21 protein-coding genes are annotated in these 18,601 nt (G+C 72.5%); 17 read left to right on the top strand and 4 right to left on the bottom strand.

Annotation, left to right across the window (positions count from 1 at the left end; translation table 11 throughout):
• Positions 1 to 7: 7 nt before the first annotated feature.
• Positions 8 to 733 carry a response regulator transcription factor gene (locus KZQ38_RS01095; protein ID WP_219437477.1) on the bottom strand — a complete coding sequence of 242 codons (726 nt, stop codon included), beginning with the start codon at positions 731 to 733 and terminating at the stop codon, positions 8 to 10.
• 155 nt (positions 734 to 888) lie between these two features.
• Between KZQ38_RS01095 and KZQ38_RS01090 the strand changes: the two genes are divergently transcribed.
• The 11 genes from KZQ38_RS01090 (at position 889) to KZQ38_RS01045 (ending at position 9,853) form a co-directional block, all read left to right on the top strand.
• Positions 889 to 1,644, top strand: a complete 756-nt coding sequence (locus KZQ38_RS01090) for an alpha/beta hydrolase family protein (protein ID WP_308258188.1) — start codon at positions 889 to 891, stop codon at positions 1,642 to 1,644.
• On the top strand, positions 1,641 to 2,447 hold the full coding sequence (locus KZQ38_RS01085; protein WP_219437473.1) for an LmeA family phospholipid-binding protein: 807 nt from the start codon (positions 1,641 to 1,643) through the stop codon (positions 2,445 to 2,447). The genes KZQ38_RS01090 and KZQ38_RS01085 overlap by 4 nt, the downstream gene beginning before the upstream one ends.
• Positions 2,448 to 2,453: 6 nt before the next feature.
• Entirely contained in the window at positions 2,454 to 2,885 is a 432-nt protein-coding gene (locus KZQ38_RS01080; protein WP_219437471.1) for a TlpA family protein disulfide reductase, read from the top strand.
• A 19-nt stretch (positions 2,886 to 2,904) separates the two neighbouring features.
• Entirely contained in the window at positions 2,905 to 3,030 is a 126-nt protein-coding gene (locus tag KZQ38_RS35770) for a putative leader peptide (protein ID WP_257900938.1), read from the top strand.
• Between the two features lie 179 nt (positions 3,031 to 3,209).
• Positions 3,210 to 3,584 carry a DUF4395 domain-containing protein gene (locus KZQ38_RS01075; RefSeq protein ID WP_372452196.1) on the top strand — a complete coding sequence of 125 codons (375 nt, stop codon included), beginning with the start codon at positions 3,210 to 3,212 and terminating at the stop codon, positions 3,582 to 3,584.
• Positions 3,585 to 3,612: 28 nt separating this feature from the next.
• Positions 3,613 to 4,458 carry a sulfurtransferase gene (locus KZQ38_RS01070; RefSeq protein WP_219437467.1) on the top strand — a complete coding sequence of 282 codons (846 nt, stop codon included), beginning with the start codon at positions 3,613 to 3,615 and terminating at the stop codon, positions 4,456 to 4,458.
• Complete coding sequence (locus KZQ38_RS01065) at positions 4,458 to 4,757, top strand: DUF1416 domain-containing protein (RefSeq protein ID WP_219437465.1); 300 nt, start codon at positions 4,458 to 4,460, stop codon at positions 4,755 to 4,757. Before KZQ38_RS01070 ends, KZQ38_RS01065 begins: the two co-directional genes overlap by 1 nt.
• Before the next feature lie 250 nt (positions 4,758 to 5,007).
• A complete protein-coding gene (locus tag KZQ38_RS01060) occupies positions 5,008 to 5,643 on the top strand; it encodes a heme-binding beta-barrel domain-containing protein (RefSeq protein ID WP_219437463.1) in 636 nt (211 codons plus the stop codon).
• 79 nt (positions 5,644 to 5,722) lie between these two features.
• Positions 5,723 to 6,328 carry a 5-oxoprolinase subunit PxpB gene (gene pxpB, locus KZQ38_RS01055; protein ID WP_219437461.1) on the top strand — a complete coding sequence of 202 codons (606 nt, stop codon included), beginning with the start codon at positions 5,723 to 5,725 and terminating at the stop codon, positions 6,326 to 6,328.
• A gap of 17 nt (positions 6,329 to 6,345) precedes the next feature.
• The gene (locus KZQ38_RS01050; protein ID WP_443706231.1) at positions 6,346 to 7,188 is read left to right on the top strand and encodes a 5-oxoprolinase subunit C family protein; all 843 of its coding nucleotides are present in this window, start codon (positions 6,346 to 6,348) and stop codon (positions 7,186 to 7,188) included.
• A 109-nt stretch (positions 7,189 to 7,297) separates the two neighbouring features.
• Complete coding sequence (locus KZQ38_RS01045; RefSeq protein WP_219437457.1) at positions 7,298 to 9,853, top strand: glycosyl hydrolase family 18 protein; 2,556 nt, start codon at positions 7,298 to 7,300, stop codon at positions 9,851 to 9,853.
• Between the two features lie 41 nt (positions 9,854 to 9,894).
• Here the strand turns inward: KZQ38_RS01045 and KZQ38_RS01040 are convergent, their stop codons facing one another.
• Positions 9,895 to 10,737: an aminodeoxychorismate lyase gene (locus KZQ38_RS01040; RefSeq protein WP_219437456.1), complete on the bottom strand. Its 843-nt coding sequence runs from the start codon at positions 10,735 to 10,737 to the stop codon at positions 9,895 to 9,897.
• A 34-nt stretch (positions 10,738 to 10,771) separates the two neighbouring features.
• On the opposite strand from KZQ38_RS01040, the gene KZQ38_RS01035 reads away from it, so the two are divergent.
• The 5 genes from KZQ38_RS01035 (at position 10,772) to KZQ38_RS01015 (ending at position 15,406) form a co-directional block, all read left to right on the top strand.
• Positions 10,772 to 11,206 (top strand): Fur family transcriptional regulator, encoded by a 435-nt coding sequence (locus KZQ38_RS01035; protein WP_308258187.1) that lies wholly within the window; start codon positions 10,772 to 10,774, stop codon positions 11,204 to 11,206.
• Positions 11,203 to 12,294 (top strand): CAF17-like 4Fe-4S cluster assembly/insertion protein YgfZ, encoded by a 1,092-nt coding sequence (gene ygfZ, locus KZQ38_RS01030; protein ID WP_219437455.1) that lies wholly within the window; start codon positions 11,203 to 11,205, stop codon positions 12,292 to 12,294. The genes KZQ38_RS01035 and ygfZ overlap by 4 nt, the downstream gene beginning before the upstream one ends.
• A 25-nt stretch (positions 12,295 to 12,319) precedes the next feature.
• Positions 12,320 to 13,168, top strand: coding sequence for a beta-keto acid cleavage family enzyme (locus tag KZQ38_RS01025; RefSeq protein ID WP_219437454.1), 849 nt, complete (start codon positions 12,320 to 12,322; stop codon positions 13,166 to 13,168).
• A 60-nt stretch (positions 13,169 to 13,228) separates the two neighbouring features.
• Positions 13,229 to 13,810, top strand: coding sequence for an RsiG family protein (locus tag KZQ38_RS01020; RefSeq protein ID WP_219437452.1), 582 nt, complete (start codon positions 13,229 to 13,231; stop codon positions 13,808 to 13,810).
• 177 nt (positions 13,811 to 13,987) lie between these two features.
• Complete coding sequence (locus KZQ38_RS01015) at positions 13,988 to 15,406, top strand: MFS transporter (protein WP_219437450.1); 1,419 nt, start codon at positions 13,988 to 13,990, stop codon at positions 15,404 to 15,406.
• 805 nt (positions 15,407 to 16,211) lie between these two features.
• On the opposite strand, the gene KZQ38_RS01010 is transcribed toward KZQ38_RS01015, so the two are convergent.
• Positions 16,212 to 17,093 (bottom strand): DUF8083 family protein, encoded by an 882-nt coding sequence (locus KZQ38_RS01010; protein WP_219437448.1) that lies wholly within the window; start codon positions 17,091 to 17,093, stop codon positions 16,212 to 16,214.
• A 162-nt stretch (positions 17,094 to 17,255) separates the two neighbouring features.
• Between KZQ38_RS01010 and KZQ38_RS01005 the strand changes: the two genes are divergently transcribed.
• Positions 17,256 to 17,438 (top strand): DUF3073 domain-containing protein, encoded by a 183-nt coding sequence (locus KZQ38_RS01005; protein ID WP_219437446.1) that lies wholly within the window; start codon positions 17,256 to 17,258, stop codon positions 17,436 to 17,438.
• Positions 17,439 to 17,502: 64 nt separating this feature from the next.
• On the opposite strand, the gene KZQ38_RS01000 is transcribed toward KZQ38_RS01005, so the two are convergent.
• Positions 17,503 to 18,567, bottom strand: a complete 1,065-nt coding sequence (locus KZQ38_RS01000) for an NADH:flavin oxidoreductase/NADH oxidase (RefSeq protein WP_219437444.1) — start codon at positions 18,565 to 18,567, stop codon at positions 17,503 to 17,505.
• Positions 18,568 to 18,601: the final 34 nt, after the last annotated feature.

Below are 18,601 nucleotides of genomic sequence, written 5' to 3'. Positions count from 1 at the left end.
CCCCCGGTCAGCCGCGCGGCAGCAGCGCTCCCGGGTCGGTCGCGGGCTCCGCGCGGCGGGCCGCGCCGGGGCGGACCAGCTTGTAGCCCACGTTGCGCACGGTGCCGATGAGCGATTCGTGCTCGGTGCCGAGCTTCGCGCGCAGCCGCCGCACGTGGACGTCCACGGTGCGGGTGCCGCCGAAGAAGTCGTAGCCCCACACCTCCTGGAGGAGCTGCGCGCGGGTGAACACCCGGCCCGCGTGCTGCGCCAGGTACTTCAGCAGCTCGAACTCCTTGTAGGTGAGGTCGAGCGGGCGGCCGCGCAGCCGCGCCGTGTAGGTGGCCTCGTCGATGACCAGCTCGCCGAGCTGCACCGCGCCGTCGCCGCCCGGCCGGGTCGTGCCGCGCCGGGACCGCACCAGCCGCAGCCGGGCGTCCACCTCCGCCGGGCCGCAGGAGGGCAGCAGGATCTCGTCCACGCTCCAGTCGGAGTTCACCGCCACCAGGCCGCCCTCGGTGACGACCGCGACCACCGGCACGGCCACACCGCTGGAGTCGAGCAGGCGGCACAGGCCGCGGGCGCCCGCGAGGTCCGCGCGGGCGTCCACCAGCACCACGTCGTGCGGACCGGCGTCCAGCAACGCGGAGACCTCCGGCCGCAGCGGGCGGACCTCGTGCGGGAGCAGCGCCAGCGCGGGCAGCACCGCCTCGGGATCGGGGTCGGTGGTCAGCAGCAGCACGTCGATGCTCATCGCGGGCCTCCTGGTTCGGGCGGTGCGCGTCACCGACCACGGCGGTCCGAAGTACGGTGACCGGGCCCCGTTGCCTGCGGATGACGGAGACGATACCGGTGCACACGACGAAAGACCCAGGTCAACAGGCCAGGGTCACAGTTGTACCCGCGAGCGTGACCCCCGTCGCGACCACGACGGCCGACGGCGTGGTCCTGCACGGCGTGCGATCAGGGCCGTCACCAGCGGTGACGGACCTGGCGTTCGTGATCGGCCACGGCTTCACCCTCCACACCGGCAAGCCGTTCGTGGCGCGGGTGCTGCGGCGGTTCGCGCGGCACGGCGGCGTGGTGGCGTTGGACTTCCGGGGCCACGGCCGCTCCGGCGGCCGGTCCACGGTCGGCGGCGACGAGGTGCGGGACCTGGCGGCCGGTGTTTCGCTGGCCCACGACCTCGGGTACCGCCGTGTGGTGACGGTCGGGTTCTCCATGGGCGCTTCGATCGCGTTGCGCCACGCCGCGCTGCACGAGCCGCGGCCCGCCGCGGTCGCCGCCGTCAGCAGCCCGTCCCGGTGGTGGGTGCGGGAAACGCCCGCGATGCGCCGGGTGCACTGGCTGCTGGAGCAGCCGCACGGCAGACTCGCCGCCCGCGCGCTCGGCGTCCGCCTCGGGCCGCCGTGGCGGAGCACGCCGGAGAGCCCGCTGGAGGTGGTGCACCGCATCGCGCCCACGCCGCTGCTGATCGTGCACGGCGAGGACGACCACTACTTCGGCCCGGCGCACGCGGTGGCGCTGCACCGCGCCGCGGGTGGCGCCGCCGAGCTGTGGCTGGAACCGCGGATCCGCCACGCGGAGTCCGCGATGACGCCCGCTCTGGTAGACCGGATCGCGACCTGGCTGGACCGCTCGACCGAAGAGGGATCACCCCGATGACCGCCACGCCGCCCGGACGCCGCCCGACGAGGGGCCGCAAGCTGATCATCGCCGCGCTGGTGGTGGTGGGCCTGCTGGTCGCGGCGGACTACGGGCTCGCGGCGGTGGGCGAGTACCAGGTGGCGCAGAAGATGCGCGCCAAGTTCGGCCTGGACCAGGACCCCGCGGTCCGCATCCACGGCTTCCCGTTCACCTTCCAGGCGCTGGCGGGCGACTACCGGGACATCGAGATCAGCGCGAACGGCGTGCCGGTCCGGGACTCGTTGCGGGACCTGGAGATCCACGCGAACCTCTACCACACCCGCATCGGCCTGTCCGACCTGCTCGCGGGCAACACCGCCGACGCGCGGATCGACGAGGTGAAGGGCAGCGTCAAGATCAAGGCGCAGGACCTGAACCGGCTGGTGAACACGGTCACGCCGTTCACCGACATGGCGATCGAGCCGGACACCCGCCCGGAGGCCACGCCGACGCCCGCGCCCGAGCAACCGGAACCGACCAGGGCCGCGGTGAAGCTCAGCGGCAACACCGTGGTGGCCGGGCGCAAGCTGCGGATCACCGCCTACGGCGCGGTGAGCCTGGTCGCGGACGGCCAGGTGGCGGTGTCGGTCAACGACGTGCAACTGGACGACATGTCGTTGGCGGGGTTGAACGAGGTGCTGGGCGTGGTGCGGCACGCGTTGAGCGTGACCATCGACCCCGGCGTGCTGCCGTTCACCGTCACGCCGACCGCGGTCCGGGTGGAGAGCGGCGCGTTGACCGTCGAGGGCACCGTCCACGACATCCCGCTGGACCAGGGCTGAGCCGCCGTGGTCGGGGTGTGGGCGTTGGTGGCGTCGGTCGTGGTGGTCGCGGTCGTCGGGATCACGCGGCACCTCAGGGACGGCCGCGTGCGCACGCGTGACGAGGAGGACGTGGTGGAACTGCCCGAGCCGGTGCGCGCCCTGCTCGACCCGACCACGCCGGTGACGCTGGTGCAGCTGTCCACGACGTTCTGCGCGCCGTGCCGCCACACCCGCGTGGTGCTGGCCGACCTCGCCGCGCGCACCGAGGGGCTGCGCCACGTCGAGCTGGACGTGACGAACCTGCCGGACGTGGTGGCCGGGATGGGCGTGCGGCGCGCGCCGACGACGGTCGCGCTGGACGTGCGGGGGACCGAACTGCTGCGCGTCAGCGGGGTGCCGAAGCGGGACGCGCTGCTGACCGCGTTGCGCCCTTTCCTGCCTGTACCGAACGGGTGAACCTGCGAACTCCCACCCTGTGGACGCCTCTCCCGAGGAGGAGGAAGCACCGGCTACCCTCGTCCGCATGAACGAGCTGCTGACCAAGCGACTCGCGGTCGACCTGTGCCGCGTCCGCAGCAGCCTGTGTCGCGCGGCGAGCTGACCGGGCGGGTCACCCGGCGGTCGGGCGGTCTTGACGGACCACCCCGCCTGCCCCTACCACCGCCTGAAGACGGACTGCCCAGTCATCGTCAGGAGGTCGCCGTGCCCAGAGATTCCCCCCCCAGAGATTCCCCCGTAGATCCGCGCGGCCCGCGGTTCAGCGCCTGGATCACCACCGCCGTGCTCGCCGCGGTGCTGTTGACCGGGTCGTGGCGCCTGCTCGCCGCGCAGGCCGTGTTGTTCGGCCTGTGCGCGTTCGTCTCGCTCCGGCTCAACCCGTGGGGACACCTCTACCGGTTCGCCGTGCAGCCCCGGATCAGGCCGACGGCCGAGCGCGAGGAAGCCGCCCCGCTGCGGTTCGCGCAGGGCGTCGGGTTCGCCTTCGCCCTGGTGGGCACCGTCGGCTACGCCACCGGTCTCACCGCGCTCGGAGTGGTCGCCACGTCCGCCGCGCTGGTCGCCGCGCTGCTCAACGCCGCGCTCGGCCTGTGCCTGGGCTGCGAGGTCTACCTGCTCCTGCGCCGTTTCACCCCAGTCCTCGCACGTCCTCAGTAAGAGATGAAGAAGAAACAGGAGCTGCTCGATGAGCCGTGAAGACGTCCTGGTCTCGGCCGCCTGGTCGGAGGAGAACCTCAACACGCCCGGCGTGGTGTTCGTGGAGGTGGACGAGGACACCACCGCCTACGACGGCGGCCACATCCCCGGTGCGGTGAAGGTCGACTGGAAGAACGAGCTCCAGGACCCGGTCCGCCGGGACTTTGTGGACCGCGCGGGCTTCGAGAAGCTCCTGTCCGCCAAGGGCATCTCCAACGACGACACCGTGATCCTCTACGGCGGCAACAACAACTGGTTCGCCGCCTACGCGTACTGGTACTTCAAGCTGTACGGCCACCAGGCCGTGAAGCTGCTCGACGGCGGTCGCAAGAAGTGGGAGCTGGACGGCCGCCCGCTGGACAAGGAGACCGTCGAGCGGCCCGCGACCGAGTACCGGGCGCAGGACCAGGACCTGACCATCCGCGCGTTCCGCGACGAGGTCGTGGACTCCATCGGCAAGCAGAACCTGGTCGACGTCCGCTCGCCCGACGAGTTCTCCGGCAAGCTGCTCGCGCCCGCCCACCTGCCCCAGGAGCAGGCGCAGCGCGGCGGCCACATCCCCAGCGCGATCAACGTGCCGTGGAGCAAGGCCGCGAACGAGGACGGCACGTTCAAGTCCAACGAGGAGCTGGCGGAGATCTACGGCGAGGCCGGTTTCGACGGCTCCCGCAAGACCATCGCCTACTGCCGCATCGGTGAGCGCTCGTCGCACACCTGGTTCGCGCTGCACGAGCTGCTCGGCCACCAGGACGTGAAGAACTACGACGGTTCGTGGACCGAGTACGGCTCGCTGGTCGGCGTGCCCGTCGAACTCGGTTCCGGCAAGGAGGGCTGATGAGCGACGGTTGCGGCGCGCCCGTGCAGGGCGTGGACATCGAGGTCGGGGACAACGAGGTCGTGCTCACCGGCAAGGTGAGCACGGCGGACGGCCCGGTCGGCGGCGCGTACGTGCGGCTGCTCGACGCGTCGGGCGAGTTCACCGCGGAGGTCGTCTCCTCGCCCGAGGGCGACTTCCGGTTCTTCGCCGCGCCGGGAGAGTGGACGATCCGGGCGCTGCACCGGTCGGGCAACGGGCAGGCGTCGGTGTCGGCCGCGGGCCCGGGTGTCCACCCGGTGTCGGTGGCGGTCGCCTAGCCGCCCGCGAACGCGGAGCGCACGGGTCCGCCCGGCGCTACCCGAGGACCCCTGGCGCGCACTGGCGCCGGGGGTCCCGCCCGTTTTGGGGCGGGGTGTCGCGTCGGCCACCGGATCAGGTCCGGCCGCGGGCGGGGCGTTACGATCGGCGGGTGGAACACTTCTTCACAGGGCTGATGATCCTGGTGGCGCTGGCCGTCGTGTGGTTCGCCGGGTACGTGGTCTACCGGCTGTACTCCGACCAGCGCTGATGACCGAGAACGCACCCGTGCCGGGCAGCGGCGACGCCGCCGTGCGCGCCGCCGCGTCGCGGGCCGAGGTGACCGGGGCCCGCAACCTGCCGCAGTTCGACGACCTGCCGGTGCCTGCCGACACCGCGAACCTGCGGGAGGGCCCGTCGCTGCACGACGCGTGCCTGGCGCTGCTGCCGCTGGTGGGCGTGTGGCGTGGCGAGGGCGAGGTCGTGTACCCGACGATCGACGGCCCGTACCGCTACGGCCAGCAGATCACGTTCGCGCACGACGGCCGGCCGTTCCTGTTCTACGAGGCCCGGTCCTGGCTGCTGGACGCCGACGGCGGCGTGATCCGCCAGGCGGCCCGCGAGACGGGTTTCTGGCGCCCGCAGCCGGACGACACGATCGAGGTGCTGCTCACGCACAACACCGGGATCGTGGAGCTGTACTACGGCAAGCCGCGCACCCAGACGTCGTGGGAGCTGGGCACGGACGCGGTGATCCGCACGGCGACCGCCAAGGAGGTCACCGGGGCGCAGCGCCTGTACGGCATCGTCAACAACGGCGACCTGGCGTACGTGGAGGAGCGCGCGATGGTCGGCCAGCCGCTCCAGCCGCACACGTCGGCGCACCTGAAGCGCATCGTCGGCTGATCCACCCGGGTACCGGCCGCGGGGGAACTCGCGGCCGGGGATTGTTCAACAATCCAACCTGAGGACATATCCTGGTGCCATGCGGCTGCGGCGTTGCGGCACCGATGCGGTGCTGGTCGAGGTGGACTCGCCGGACGAGGTGGAGGCGGTGCGCGCCGCCGTGCGCGCGGCGGCGCTGCCCGAGGTCGTCGAGCTGGTGCCGGCGGCACGCACGGTCCTGATCACCACCCGGCCCGGCGGGCTGCCCGCCGTGCGCCGGGTGCTGGCGGCGGTCGACCCGACCCACCGCCCGCCCGCGCCGTCCCGCACCGCGGAGGTGCCGGTGGTCTACGACGGGCCGGACCTGGCGCTGGTCGCCGAGACGGCCGGCATCTCGCCGGCCGAGGTGGTCCGCCTGCACACGGGCGCGACGTACTCCGTGGCGTTCTGCGGTTTCGCACCCGGTTTCGCCTACCTGACGGGCCTGCCCGGACCACTGCGGCAGCCGCGCCTGGAATCGCCGCGCACGAGCGTGCCGGCGGGCTCGGTGGGCGTGGCCGGTGAGTACACCGCCGCCTACCCGCGCTCGACGCCCGGCGGGTGGCGGCTGATCGGGCGCACCGACGCGCCGCTGTTCGACCCCCGCCGCGACGTGCCCGCCCTGCTCGCGCCCGGCGACCGCGTCCGCTTCCGGGCCGTGCCGTGACCGGCCGCTCGGTCACCGTGCTGCGCACCGGGCCCCAGGCCCTGGTGCAGGACCTGGGCCGCCCCGGCTACGCCCACCTGGGCGTGCCCCCGTCGGGTGCGCTGGACGCGCCGTCGCTGCGGCTGGCCAACCGGCTCGCGGGCAACCCCGAGGACGCCGCCTGCCTGGAGGTGCTGCTCGGCGGGCTGGCGCTGCGCGCCGGGTGCTCGTGCACCGCCGCGGTCGCCGGACCCGCCACGCCGCTGCTGGTCAACGGCGTGGCCCGGGACTCGCCGACGCACCTCGCGCCGGGTGACGAACTGGTGCTGGGCACGCCGGTCGCCGGTCTGCGCGCCTACCTGGCGCTGTCCGGCGGCGTGGCGCTGCCCGCCGAGCTGGGCAGCCGGGCCACCGACCTGCTGTCCGGCCTGGGGCCCGCGCCGCTGGCCGCGGGCGACGTGCTGCCACTCGGCGTGCCGACCGGTGTGCCGACCGGCGCCGACGTGCTGCCACCGGTGCGCGTGCCGGACGAGTTGGTGCTCCCGGTGGTGACCGGTCCCCGCGACGACTGGTTCGACGACGCGGTCGCGCAGTTGCGCGCGGGCCGGTGGGAGGTGTCCGAACGGAGCAACCGCGTGGGTGTCCGCCTCCGCGGCACGGCGTTGCTCCGGACGGCCGCGCGCCAGGGGTGCGAGCTGCCCAGCGAGGGTCTGGTGACCGGTGCCGTGCAGGTGCCCGCGGCCGGTCGACCTGTGGTGTTCCTGGCCGACCACCCGACGACCGGCGGCTACCCGGTGGTCGGCGTCGTGCCGCCGGACGCGCTGCCCGCGCTCGGCCAGGCGCGGCCGGGCACCCGGGTCCGCTTCCGCCCGCACGGCTGAACGGACGCAATTGGTCTAGACCCATTGTCAATCGGGTGGTGACGACCTACGTTCAGACCTGGCCGCCGTGGTTCTCGACTGTCCCTGTCAATCGAGAGGCACAACCCTCATGCGCCGACTAGCCATCGCGCTGGTGGCATTCCTAGCCGCCACCGCCGCCCTCGCCGCACCGGCATCCGCCGCTGCCGGCCTGACCGCGACGTTCACCAGAACCGGCACCACGGCGAAGTTCGTGGTCAACAACCCGACATCGGCCTCCGTCACCGGCTGGTCGATCAAGTTCGACCTGCCCGCCGGCGTGACGGTCAGCGGCGTGCAGAACGCCACCACCACCCAGAGCGGCACCAAGGTGACGCTCACACCCCTGTACTACATCAACACCATCCAGGCGGGCCGCAGCACCGAGCCGTTCAGCCCGTCGTTCACGCTCAGCTCGGCGGTCGACCCGACGTCGTGCACGCTCAACGGCCGCAACTGCGACGGCACGGGTGAGGAGCCGCCGCCGGCCGCACCGGTCACCGCGGACTTCAGCCTGGCCGGCAACACGGGCAAGTTCATCGTGGCCAACAACACCGACACCACGTTGTCCGACTGGTCGATCACCTTCACGCTGCCCGACGGCGTCACCGCGAGCAACGCGAACAACGGCACCGTCACGCAGACCGGCAACGCGGTCACGCTGACCCCGGTGCACTACAACAAGTCCGTGGGCGCGCGGCGGACGACCGAGCCGTACAGCCCGACGTTCTCCCTCAGCCGCGCGGTGGAACCGGTGACCTGCCGGATCAACAACTCCAACTGCGACGGCTCGGCGGACGTCCCGCCGACCGCGCCGGGCGACCTGCGCTCGCCGGTGAAGACGACCAAGACCGTGTCGCTCCAGTGGAACGCGTCCTCCGCCGGCTCGCTGCCGGTCGCGAACTACGACGTCTACAACGGAACCGCGCTGGCCACCACGGTCACCGGCACCAGTGCCACAGTCACCGGCCTCACGCCCAACACCGCCTACTCCTTCACCGTGAAGGCCAAGGACACCAAGGGCAACGTGTCGCAGGCGAGCAACGCCGTCAGCGTCACCACGAACAACCCGGCCGATGACACCCAGGCCCCGACCACGCCGGGCAACCTGCGCAGCACCGGCAAGGACGCGGGCAGCGTGACGCTCGCGTGGGACGCGTCGACCGACAACAACAAGGTCGCGAACTACGACGTGTACCAGGGCGCCACGGTCGTCGCCACGGTCATCGGGACCACGGCGAAGGTCGACGGCCTGTCGCCGTCCACCGAGTACACGTTCCAGGTGAAGGCGCGGGACGTCTACGACAACGAGTCCGGGCTGAGCAGCGCCGTCAAGGTGACCACTTCGGACATCGTGGCCGGTGCCGCGAAGGTCGGCTACTTCGTCCAGTGGGGCATCTACGGCCGCCAGTTCTACGTGAAGAACCTGGACACCAACGGTGCCGCCGCGAAGCTGACGCACATCAACTACGCGTTCGGCAACATCGACCCGAAGAACCTGACGTGCCTCCAGGGCGTCACCAAGGGCACCTCGTCCAACCCGCAGGACCCGAACCAGGGCGACGGCGCGGGCGACGCGGAAGCCGACTACAGCCGGCCGTTCAGCGCGGCGCAGTCCGTGGACGGCGTCGGCGACACCGGCTGGGAGCCGCTGCGCGGCAACTTCAACCAGCTCAAGAAGCTCAAGGCGAAGCACCCGCACCTGAAGATCCTGATCTCGCTGGGCGGCTGGACGTACTCCAAGTATTTCTCCGACGTGTCGGCCACCGACGCGGCGCGCAAGAAGTTCGTGGCGTCCTGCCTCGACATCTACCTGAAGGGCAACCTGCCGACGTACAACGCGGCGGGCGGTCCCGGCACGGCGGCGGGCATCTTCGACGGCGTCGACCTCGACTGGGAGTGGCCGGGCGCGGAGGGCCACCCCGGCAACCACATCAGCCCGGACGACAAGCGGAACAACACCCTCCTCATCGAGGAGTTCCGCAAGCAGATGGACGAGCTGACCAAGACCACGGGCAAGCGCTACCAGCTCACCGCCTTCACGCCCGCCGACCGGGCCAAGATCGACGCCGGGTGGGAGCTGGGCCGGGTCGCGAAGTCCATGGACATCTTCAACGTCCAGGGCTACGACTTCCACGGCTCGGGCAGCGACAACTCGTGGGAGCCGAACCGGACCGGCCACCAGGGCAACCTGTACAAGGACGCGGACGACCCGTACTCGTTCCACTTCAGCGTCGAGGACACCGTCAACGCCTACCTGGAAGCGGGGGTGAGCCCGCGCAAGATCACGGTGGGCCTCGCGTTCTACGGCCGCGGCTGGCAGGGCGTCCAGGACGGCGGGAAGAAGGGCGAGTGGCAGTCGGCGACCGGTGCGGCGCCCGGCCAGTTCCAGGAGGAGGCGGGCACCCGCGGGTACTCCAACCTGCTGGCGAGCGTGCCCAACTGCACCGTGTACCACGACGAACCGGCCGTCGCGACGTCCTGCTTCACCGGCAACGGCGGGCAGTGGTGGACGTTCGACGACACGTGGTCGATCCAGAAGAAGACCGCGTGGATGAAGCAGCGCGGCCTGCTCGGCGCGATGATCTGGGAGATGTCCGGTGACACCGGCACGCTGATGAGTGCCGTCGACAACGGGCTGAAGTAACCCCGACGGGCGCGGTCCCCCCGCGGGGGCCGCGCCCCTCGTCAGTATTCCGACTCGTAGAGGTCGGTCAGCTCGCGGTGCACGTCGGTGGAGTCGGGCAGCGTCTTGCCGTCCAGCGTGTGCACGCGGGTGATCTTGCGGACGCTCGACGTGAGCAGCACGCCGTCCGCGTCGTACAGCTCGTCCACCGCGACCGGCCCGACCCGGACCGCCCAGCCCGCGCGCGCGGCGGCGCGGAACAACGCGGCCTGCGTCGTGCCGGGCAGGATGCCCAGCGCGGCGGGCGGGGTGACCAGTTCCCGGCCGCGCACCACGACCACGGTCGACGTGGGGCCTTCCAGCACGGAGCCGTCCGCCGCCGTGAACACCACCTCGTTCGCGCCGCGCTTCTCCGCCTCCCGCAGCGCCGCCATGTTGACCGCGTAGGACAACGTCTTCGCGCCCAGCAGCAGCCACGGCGCGCGCTCGGCGAGCCCCGGCTCGATGCCCCGCTCCAGGGTCACGGCGGCCAGCCCGTCGGCGCGTTGCGCGAACACCTTCGGCGTGACCTCCACGCCCAGCGCGAACCCGGTGGGCGTGCCGTCACCACCCTCCACGCCCCGGGTGAGGACCAGCTTGAGGGCCATCTCCCGACCGCCCGCCCACTCGCGCAGCACCGCGGCCGCGGCGCGCTCGAACGCGGCGCGGTCCGGCGCGGGCAGGTCCAGCATGGCCGCCGAGCGGGCCAGGCGGTCCAGGTGCGGGCCCAGCTCACGCGGTTCGCCCGCCACGACGAGGACGGTCTCGAAGACGCCGTCACCACGCACCAGGCCGAGGTCGTCCACGCGGATCCGCGGGGCCTCCGGGTCGACCGGTGTTCCGTCCAGCAGGGCGAGCACGCGCATACCGGGAGACTACCCACCCTCTACCATCGGGAACGTGGACACCGCAAGCGGCCGGAAGGCCCTGCGCAAGACGTTGCACGACCGCGGCATGAGGATGACGCCACAGCGCCAGCTCGTGCTCGACGCGGTGCGCGAACTGGAGCACGCCACACCGGAGCAGGTCTGCCGCCGGGTGCAGCGCACCGCGCCCACCGTCAACATCACGACCGTCTACCGGACGCTGGACCTGCTCGACCGCCTGGGCATGGTCCGCCACACCCACCTCGGGCACGGCGCGCCCAGCTACTCGGTGCGCGCGCACGAGCACGTCCACCTGGTGTGCCACCGCTGCGGGCGGCTGGAGCAGGTGCCGTGCGAGCTGCTCGACCCGCTGTCCGGAACACTCCGGGCCGGGCACGGGTTCGAACTGGATGCCAGCCACCTCGCGCTGTCGGGCACGTGCCGCGACTGCTTGAAGGAGATCCCGTGACCTCACCGCTGCTGTCCGCGCCGGGCGCCGTCGCGCCGTTCGAGGACTCGCCCGACCAGGGCGTGCCCTGGCACTTCGGCGACCCGTTCGCCGAGCAACGCGCCGCGGCCCGGTCGGTCGCGGTGTTCGACCGGTCCCACCGGGCAGTCCTGGCCGTGACCGGCGAGGACCGGTTGACCTGGCTGCACTCGCTGACCAGCCAGCACTTCGAGGCGCTCGGCGAGGACCGGGGCAGCGAGATGCTGGTCCTGGACGTGCAGGGGCGCGTGGAGCACCACGCCGTCGTGGCGAACATCGGTGGTGTGGTCTACCTGGACACGGAGGCGTCGACCGCCGGTCCGCTGCTGTCGTACCTGACCAAGATGGTGTTCTGGTCCAAGGTCGAGCCGCGGGACGTGACGGACGAGTACGCCGTGCTCACCGCGGTCGGGCCGGAGCTGCCGGCCGCGCTCGCGGCGGCGGGCGTGCCGGTGCCGGACGTGCTGGGCGTCGCCGGGCTGCCCGGCGGCGGGTTCGTGCGGCGGATGCCGTGGCCCGGTCAGGACGCCGCGGACCTCGTGGTACCGCGTGGCGCGCTCGCCGACTGGTGGGGTCGGCTCACCGGCGCCGGCGCGCGACCGGCGGGGAGCTGGGCGTTCGAGGCGTTGCGCGTGGAGGCGTTGCGGCCCCGGCTGGGCGTCGACACCGACGAGCGGACCATCCCGCACGAGGTGAACTGGATCGGCTCCGCCGTGCACCTGGACAAGGGCTGCTACCGGGGTCAGGAGACGGTTTCCAAGGTGCAGAACGTCGGCCGGCCGCCGCGGCGGATGCTGCTGCTGCACCTGGACGGGACGCGCGAGGTGCGGCCGGAGACCGGCGACCCGGTGCGCTCGGGTGACCGCGTGGTCGGGCGGGTCGGGTCCGTCGCGCTGCACCACGAGCTGGGCACGGTGGCGTTGGCGCTGGTCAAGCGGTCCGTGCCGGTGGAGGAGGAGCTGCTGGTGGGCGCGGAGGACCGCGTCGTGCAGGCGTCCGTCGACCCCGACTCGGTGCCGCCGGACACGCCGGGGCTCGGCCGGGAGGCGGCCCGCAACCTGGGGCGGTAGCGCCCGGTTGTGCCAGGATCACGGCATGTCGCGACCCGGTTCCCACGGCACGCTGCTGACCGTCGCCCCCACCGGGGCCGAGCACGCGAAGGCCGACGTGCCCCAGCTCCCGGTGACCCTCGACGAGCTGGTCGCCACCGCCGAGTCGTGCGAGCGGGTCGGCGCGGCGATGGTCCACGTCCACATCCGGGGCGCGGACACCCGGCCGACGCTCGACCTCGGGCGGTTGCGCGACACCGTGCAGGCGTTGCGCGAGCGCACCGACCTGGTCGTGCAGCTGTCCACCGGCGGTGCGGTGACCGACCCCGAGGCCGACCGGCTGCGGGTGCTCGACGCGTTGCCCGACTCGGCGTCCTGCACGATGGGGACGGTCAACTTCGGCGACGACGTGTTCATGAACCGGTGGGAGTTCATCGTCTCGTTGCACAAGGCGATGCAGGAACGCGGGATCGTGCCGGAGTACGAGATCTTCGACATCGGGCAGCTCGCGACGTTGCGCAGGCTGCTCGACCGGCACGGGTTGCCGGCCGGCGGGAAGGTGCACGTGGACCTGGTGATGGGCGTGCCCGGCGGGATGCCGGGTGACGTGGAGACGTTGGTGGCCGCGTTGCGGCTGCTGCCGGAGGGCGCCTCGTTCTCCGCGACGGGGATCGGGCGGACCACGTTGCCGGTGCTGCTGGCGTCGTTGAGCGCGGGTGGGCACCTGCGGGTGGGCATGGAGGACACGCTCAGCTACGCCAAGGGGCAGCCGGTGCGGGACAACGCGCAGCTCGTGGCGCGGGCCGCGGGGCTGGCGAAGATCGCCCAGCGGCCCCCGCTGACGCCCGCGGAGGCGAGGGAGCTGCTCGGTGTGCGCGGTCCGGTACGGGTTTGAGACAACTTTGGAAGCAGGTATGTGTTGGCGGGTGGGCAGGAACTACCTCAGGATGAGTACGTGATCGAGGTGCGTCCTGGCGGGCGCCGCCGCATCGACCGGGTGCTCGCCCCCGACTACACCGAGGGGATCGAGCGGCTCCCGCTCGCCGAAGTGCGCGCGCTGCGCGACGAGGCCGCCCAGGAGGAGACCGACCTGTCGTACCTGCGGCGGCTGCTGCACGCGCGGATCGACATCGTGCGGGCGGAGCAGGCGCGGCGGACCGACGGCGGTTCGGCGGTGGTGGACCAGTTGGCGACGATCCTGGCGTCCAACGCCGTGGGGCCGGCGACCGGGTTGGGGCGGTACCAGACGCAGGAGCCTTCGCGGGCCGAGGCGCACCGGCGGCACGTCGAGGCGTTGGTGTCGGACGTCGACCTGTCGGACGTGAGCGCGTTGTCGGACGACAAGCTGGAGTTGGCGCTGCGGACGTTCGTGAACGAGGAGGCTTCGGTCTCCGGGCGGCGGCGTGAGGTGCAGGTCGTGGTGGACCGGCTGAACGCGGAGATCGCCGGGCGGTACCAGAGCGGCAGCGCGTCGGTGGACGAGTTGCTGGCGGCGGAGCGCGGGTGGCCCGCGAACCCCGCTCGTCCGGCGGACTGAGTCCCCCGTCGCCTCTCACCTCTCACCTCTCACCCGATCGTGATCTTGCTCCCACTCGAACTCATGTTCGACAATGATCCGTGTCGGGGTGAACCGGAACGGAGGTGATCAGCCCTGGACGTACCAGAAGATGGGATGACCCTCCCGCATCCTGAGCGGTAGCCCTAGCGTGCGGGCATGGGGTACCGCTGGGTCGTGCTCGCCGTGGGTGCGTTGGCGCAGGGGACGAACGCGGCGGTGTTCCTCGGCCTGCCCGCGATCACGCCCCAGTTGCGCGAGCACTTCGACCTGACCCTGACCGAGGTCGGCCTCCTGCTGGGCGCGGTGAACCTGGGCACCGTGCTGACGCTGGTGCTGTGGGGCGTGGCGGCCGATCGGCGTGGCGAACGCGTGGTCATGACGATCGGCGGGGTGGGCGCGGCGGCGTGCCTGGCGTTGGCGGCCCTGGACGGTCCGGTGGTGGCCGGGTTGGCCCTGGTCGGGGTGGGTTTGTTCGGGGCGAGCGTCAACGCGGCGAGCGGCCGGGCCGTGATGACGTGGTTCCCCGCCGACCGCCGGGGTCTGGCCATGGGCATCCGCCAGACCGCGACCCCGTTGGGCGCGGCGCTGACGGCCGCGTTGCTGCCCGCCGTGGCGGCAGGAGCGGGCGTGCCCACGTCGTTCCTGGCGCTGGCCGGCTGCACAGCCTTCACCGCCACGGCAATCGCCACCCTGGTCCGCGACCCACCGTCCACCACCGACCCCGGTCCCACCAACCCCGGCCCCACCAACCCCAGTCCCGCCGGCCCCTCTACCGCCAACCCCACCACCCGCAGCTCCGCCACGACCCGCGGCAAGCCCTCCACCAACCGCAATCCCCTCTCCCGCCGACTCCTCCCCCGCCGCCGCCTTCCCCGCCGCAATCCCCTCTCCCGCCGACCCGCCTCCCACCGCAGTCCGCTCTCCCAGCACAGCGCGCTCTCCCAGCACAGCCCGCTCTCCCACCGCGGCAAGCCGTCCACCAACCAGCCCCGCCTCCTCACCAACCCGGCCCTGCTCCGCCTGAGCACGGCAGGCGCCTTCCTGGTCGTGCCCCAGTTCACCGCGGCAACCCTGATGGTCGAACTGCTCCACAACCACCGCGGCCTGGCCGCGGGAACAGCGGCAACCCTCCTGGCCGCAGCCCAGGTCCTGGGCGGCCTGGGCAGACTCGGGGCCGGCGCCTGGTCCGACCGAACCGGCAACCGCCTGGGCCCGCTCAAAACCATGGCCGCGACAACCGCCGCGGCCTTCACCCTGTGCGCAACCCTGACCCAGGCCCCACCCCCGATCCTGGCCGCAGCCCTGATACCCACCACGGCCCTGGCCCTGTCCTGGAACGGCCTGGCCCTGACCGCCACCGCCGAACTAGCCCCACCGGGCCGCAGCGGCACGGCGCTGGGCATGCAGAACACGGCCAACTACCTGGCAGCCACCATCACCCCACCCTTGGCAGGCTGGCTGGCCACCACCGCGGGCTGGCCCGCAGCCCTATTACTGGCCGCCCTCTCCGCCGCAACAGCCAGATTCCTCCTATCCCGTTTCCACCCAACCCCCATCCACCCCCGGAAGCCATAACTCCCCCATTCCCCACAAAGCCGCACCCCCGAACCCACCCCCTCGGCAATGCCACAAATCCACCACCACCCCATTCCCCACAACACCCACCCCGTCCCGCCCCGAATCACACCCCCGCCCTTCCACCCCCACCCGGCCCCGCCGCCCCGCTTGCCCACCCCGCTTCGCCGCGCCCTCCCACCGCGTCCTCTCACCGCGCCCCCGTCGCGCCCCCGCCGCGTCCCCGCCGCGTCCTCCCACCGCGTCCTCCCACCGCGTCCTCTCACCCGGCACCCCCCGGCGCTCCCTCGCAGGGCACCCCGGCGCTCCTTGCTGGCTCCCTCTCTCGGCATCCCGCCCCAGCGCCTCGCCCTTCCCAGCGCCCTCGCCCCTTCCCAGCGCCCTCGCCCCTTCCCAGCGCCCTCGCCCCTTCCCAGCGCCCTCGCCCCTTCCCAGCGCCCTCGCCCCTTCCCAGCGCCCTCGCCCCGCCCCGGCGCTCCCCCTTGCCGCGACACGCCCGGCCGAAAAAACTTTTGAACTTCTTTTCCGCCCCCGCCACTCGGCCCCGCGGGTGGCGGCGGTCACCCCGCGGAAGCCTCGCCCGCCCCTGCCCCGCTTCGCCGCGGCCCGCGCCCGCCGCCGCCCGCCCTCGCCACTGGCCGCCCCACACCTCAGCGCGGCCCGCCCCCCTGCCGACAGGAACCACCCGGAGACGCCACAGAACCGCCGTGGGCGCGGCGGAGAGCGCTCAGCGCGCGAGACAGAGAGGCGCGGCACATGAGCGCGCCAGAGGAGCCCCGGGGCTGCCGATCAGCGGGGCGGGCGGTCAGCCGTGGCGTTCCCGGCGCGCCAGCTCGGACCAGAAGTCCCGCAGTTGCTCGTAGCGGAGGGCCACTTCCTCCGCGTCACCCGCCTCCAAGGCGTCCACGATGGCGTTCACGTCCTGCGCCGAGGTGTCTTCCAGCAGGTCGTTGTCGTCGATCAGCTGCACCAGGCCGCCGTAGTCGAGTTCGACCGCCGAGTCCGGCGCGAAGTGGTCCAGCCAGCGCGCCGTGTCGGCCAGCACCTTCGCCGGCCCGTCGTCACCCAGGGCCGTGGCCACGACCTTGCGCGCACGGGCGGCCCGACGACGGGCGTCCGACATGGACGCACGCCACGACACCTGGCGCTCCGGGTCGTCGCGCGGGGCCAGCACGATGTGGCGCGCCTCGGGGTCGAACAACGCGAACCAGGGCAGCGGAACGGTCCACGTAGTGGAGATCACGTGCACCGCCCCGCCGGTCAGCTCGGCCATCACCGCCGCCGCCCTGGACTTGACCGCCTCCGGCCGCACGGACAGGGCGGCGTCCTGCAACGGGACGGTGGAGGTGGCCAGGAACCCCACCAGCGCCGCCGCCGACCTGGGCCGCACGTCCAACGGGCAGACCAACGGCGCCGGACCGACCTCCCCCGGCACTTCGGCCGGGCTGAGGGTCAGGACGTCGAACGGGGCGTCGGGCGCCACCGTCCCGTCCGAACGCTCCCCGGGCAGCAGGCGACGTGGCCGGGCCAACTGTGATCGCAACCACAGCTCCCGTTCGCGGGTTCCGGCGTCCGCTCGGCTCAACACCCCGGCATCCAGGGCTTTTCGCACCTGGTGGGCCAACGGTGCGTCAAGAGCCGACAGCGGTTCGTACACCCTGAGGTAGGCGACGAACGGTCGAGGCACCCGCGCATCCTCCCACGGGCAAGATTGGCGGCACGTGTCACGCCTACCGCGTCGCGAGGAACCCCTTCGACACGGTACGGTAGTTACCAGGAACTAGTTGTCGAGACGAGTGGGGCCGCCGTTCCCCCGGCCGCCCCCGTCCCTGTGCGAGGGGGTCGAGCCATGGGGCGCGGCCGTGCGAAGGCCAAGCAGACGAAGGTGGCGCGGGAGCTGAAGTACAGCTCGCACAACACCGACTTTGAGGCCTTGCAACGCGAGCTGTCCGGCGAGGCCGACAGCACACGTCGTAGCGATGATCGCTACGACGACCCGTCGGATGACGATTACGACGACTACCGTCGCTGACGAACACCGCTGACGAGGTCGGGCTGCCGGTTCCGCACCGGCAGCCCGACCTTTGAAGCGGCCCCTAGAACGCCCTGGCGTACTGCTTCGGCGGTGCTGCCTGCGCGCCCAGCTCCTTGGCCGCGTGCAACGGCCAGTACGGGTCGCGCAGCAGCTCCCGCCCGAGCAGCACCAGGTCGGCCGAGCCATCGGCGACGACGCGCTCCGCCTGCCGGGCTTCGGTGATCATGCCGACGGCGCCGACGGGCACCTCCGCCTTCGCGCGCACGGTCTCGGCGAACCGCACCTGGTAGCCGGGCCCGACCGGGATGTCGGCCTTGAGCACGTTGCCGCCGGTCGACACGTCGACCAGGTCCGCACCCAGGGCGGCGACCTCGCGCGCCAGCACGACGCTGTCCTCCTCCGCCCAGCCGCCCTCGACCCAGTCGGTTGCCGAGATCCGGACGAGCACCGGCACGTCGTCGCCGACCGCCTCGCGCACCGCGGCCGTGACCTCGCGGGTCAGCCTGGTCCGGTTCTCCAGCGACCCGCCGTACCGGTCGGTGCGCCGGTTGCTCAGCGGCGAGAGGAACTGGTGCAGCAGGTAGCCGTGGGCGGCGTGGACCTCGACCACCTGGAAACCCGCCTCGACGGCCAGGCGCGCCGCCGCGGCGTAGTCGGCGACCACCTTCGCGATACCCGCCTCGTCCAGCTCGACCGGCGTCCGGAACGTCTCGCTGAACGGCACGGCGCTCGGCGCGACCGGCTGCCAGCCGCCCTCCTCGTCCGGCACGCCGCCGCTGCGTCCGGTCAGCGGTGCGAACGTCGACGCCTTGCGACCCGCGTGACCGAGCTGCACGCCCGGCACCGACCCCTGCGCGCGGATGAACGCCGTGATCGGGCGCCACGCCGCCACGTGCTCGTCACTCCACAGGCCGGTGTCGTCCGGCGAGATGCGCCCCTCCGGTGACACGGCGGTCGCCTCCGACAGGACCAGCCCCGCGCCACCCACCGCACGCGAACCCAGGTGGACGAGGTGCCACTCGTCGGGCAGCCCGCCACTGGCGGAGTACTGGCACATCGGGCTCACGGCGATCCGGTTCGGGAGCGTGACCGATCGGAGGGTCAGCGGACTGAACAGGGCGCTCACGTACGTCTCCTCGGGTGGTTCCGGTACGACATCG

Source organism: Saccharothrix obliqua (assembly GCF_019375475.1).
Classification (GTDB): Bacteria; Actinomycetota; Actinomycetes; order Mycobacteriales; family Pseudonocardiaceae; genus Actinosynnema; species Actinosynnema obliqua.
The sequence above is the reverse complement of the archived record's forward strand: the minus strand, read 5'-3'. Positions and strand labels throughout refer to the sequence as shown.

What these genes read in the sequence shown, in the direction of transcription:
- KZQ38_RS01095 (WP_219437477.1), bottom strand. Translation starts at nt 733, where the DNA reads ATGAGCATCGACGTGCTGCTGCTGACCACCGACCCCGATCCCGAGGCG.
- KZQ38_RS01085 (WP_219437473.1), top strand. Translation starts at nt 1,641, where the DNA reads ATGACCGCCACGCCGCCCGGACGCCGCCCGACGAGGGGCCGCAAGCTG.
- KZQ38_RS01070 (WP_219437467.1), top strand. Translation starts at nt 3,613, where the DNA reads ATGAGCCGTGAAGACGTCCTGGTCTCGGCCGCCTGGTCGGAGGAGAAC.
- KZQ38_RS01065 (WP_219437465.1), top strand. Translation starts at nt 4,458, where the DNA reads ATGAGCGACGGTTGCGGCGCGCCCGTGCAGGGCGTGGACATCGAGGTC.
- KZQ38_RS01060 (WP_219437463.1), top strand. Translation starts at nt 5,008, where the DNA reads ATGACCGAGAACGCACCCGTGCCGGGCAGCGGCGACGCCGCCGTGCGC.
- pxpB (WP_219437461.1), top strand. Translation starts at nt 5,723, where the DNA reads ATGCGGCTGCGGCGTTGCGGCACCGATGCGGTGCTGGTCGAGGTGGAC.
- KZQ38_RS01045 (WP_219437457.1), top strand. Translation starts at nt 7,298, where the DNA reads ATGCGCCGACTAGCCATCGCGCTGGTGGCATTCCTAGCCGCCACCGCC.
- KZQ38_RS01040 (WP_219437456.1), bottom strand. Translation starts at nt 10,737, where the DNA reads ATGCGCGTGCTCGCCCTGCTGGACGGAACACCGGTCGACCCGGAGGCC.
- KZQ38_RS01025 (WP_219437454.1), top strand. Translation starts at nt 12,320, where the DNA reads ATGTCGCGACCCGGTTCCCACGGCACGCTGCTGACCGTCGCCCCCACC.
- KZQ38_RS01015 (WP_219437450.1), top strand. Translation starts at nt 13,988, where the DNA reads ATGGGGTACCGCTGGGTCGTGCTCGCCGTGGGTGCGTTGGCGCAGGGG.
- KZQ38_RS01005 (WP_219437446.1), top strand. Translation starts at nt 17,256, where the DNA reads ATGGGGCGCGGCCGTGCGAAGGCCAAGCAGACGAAGGTGGCGCGGGAG.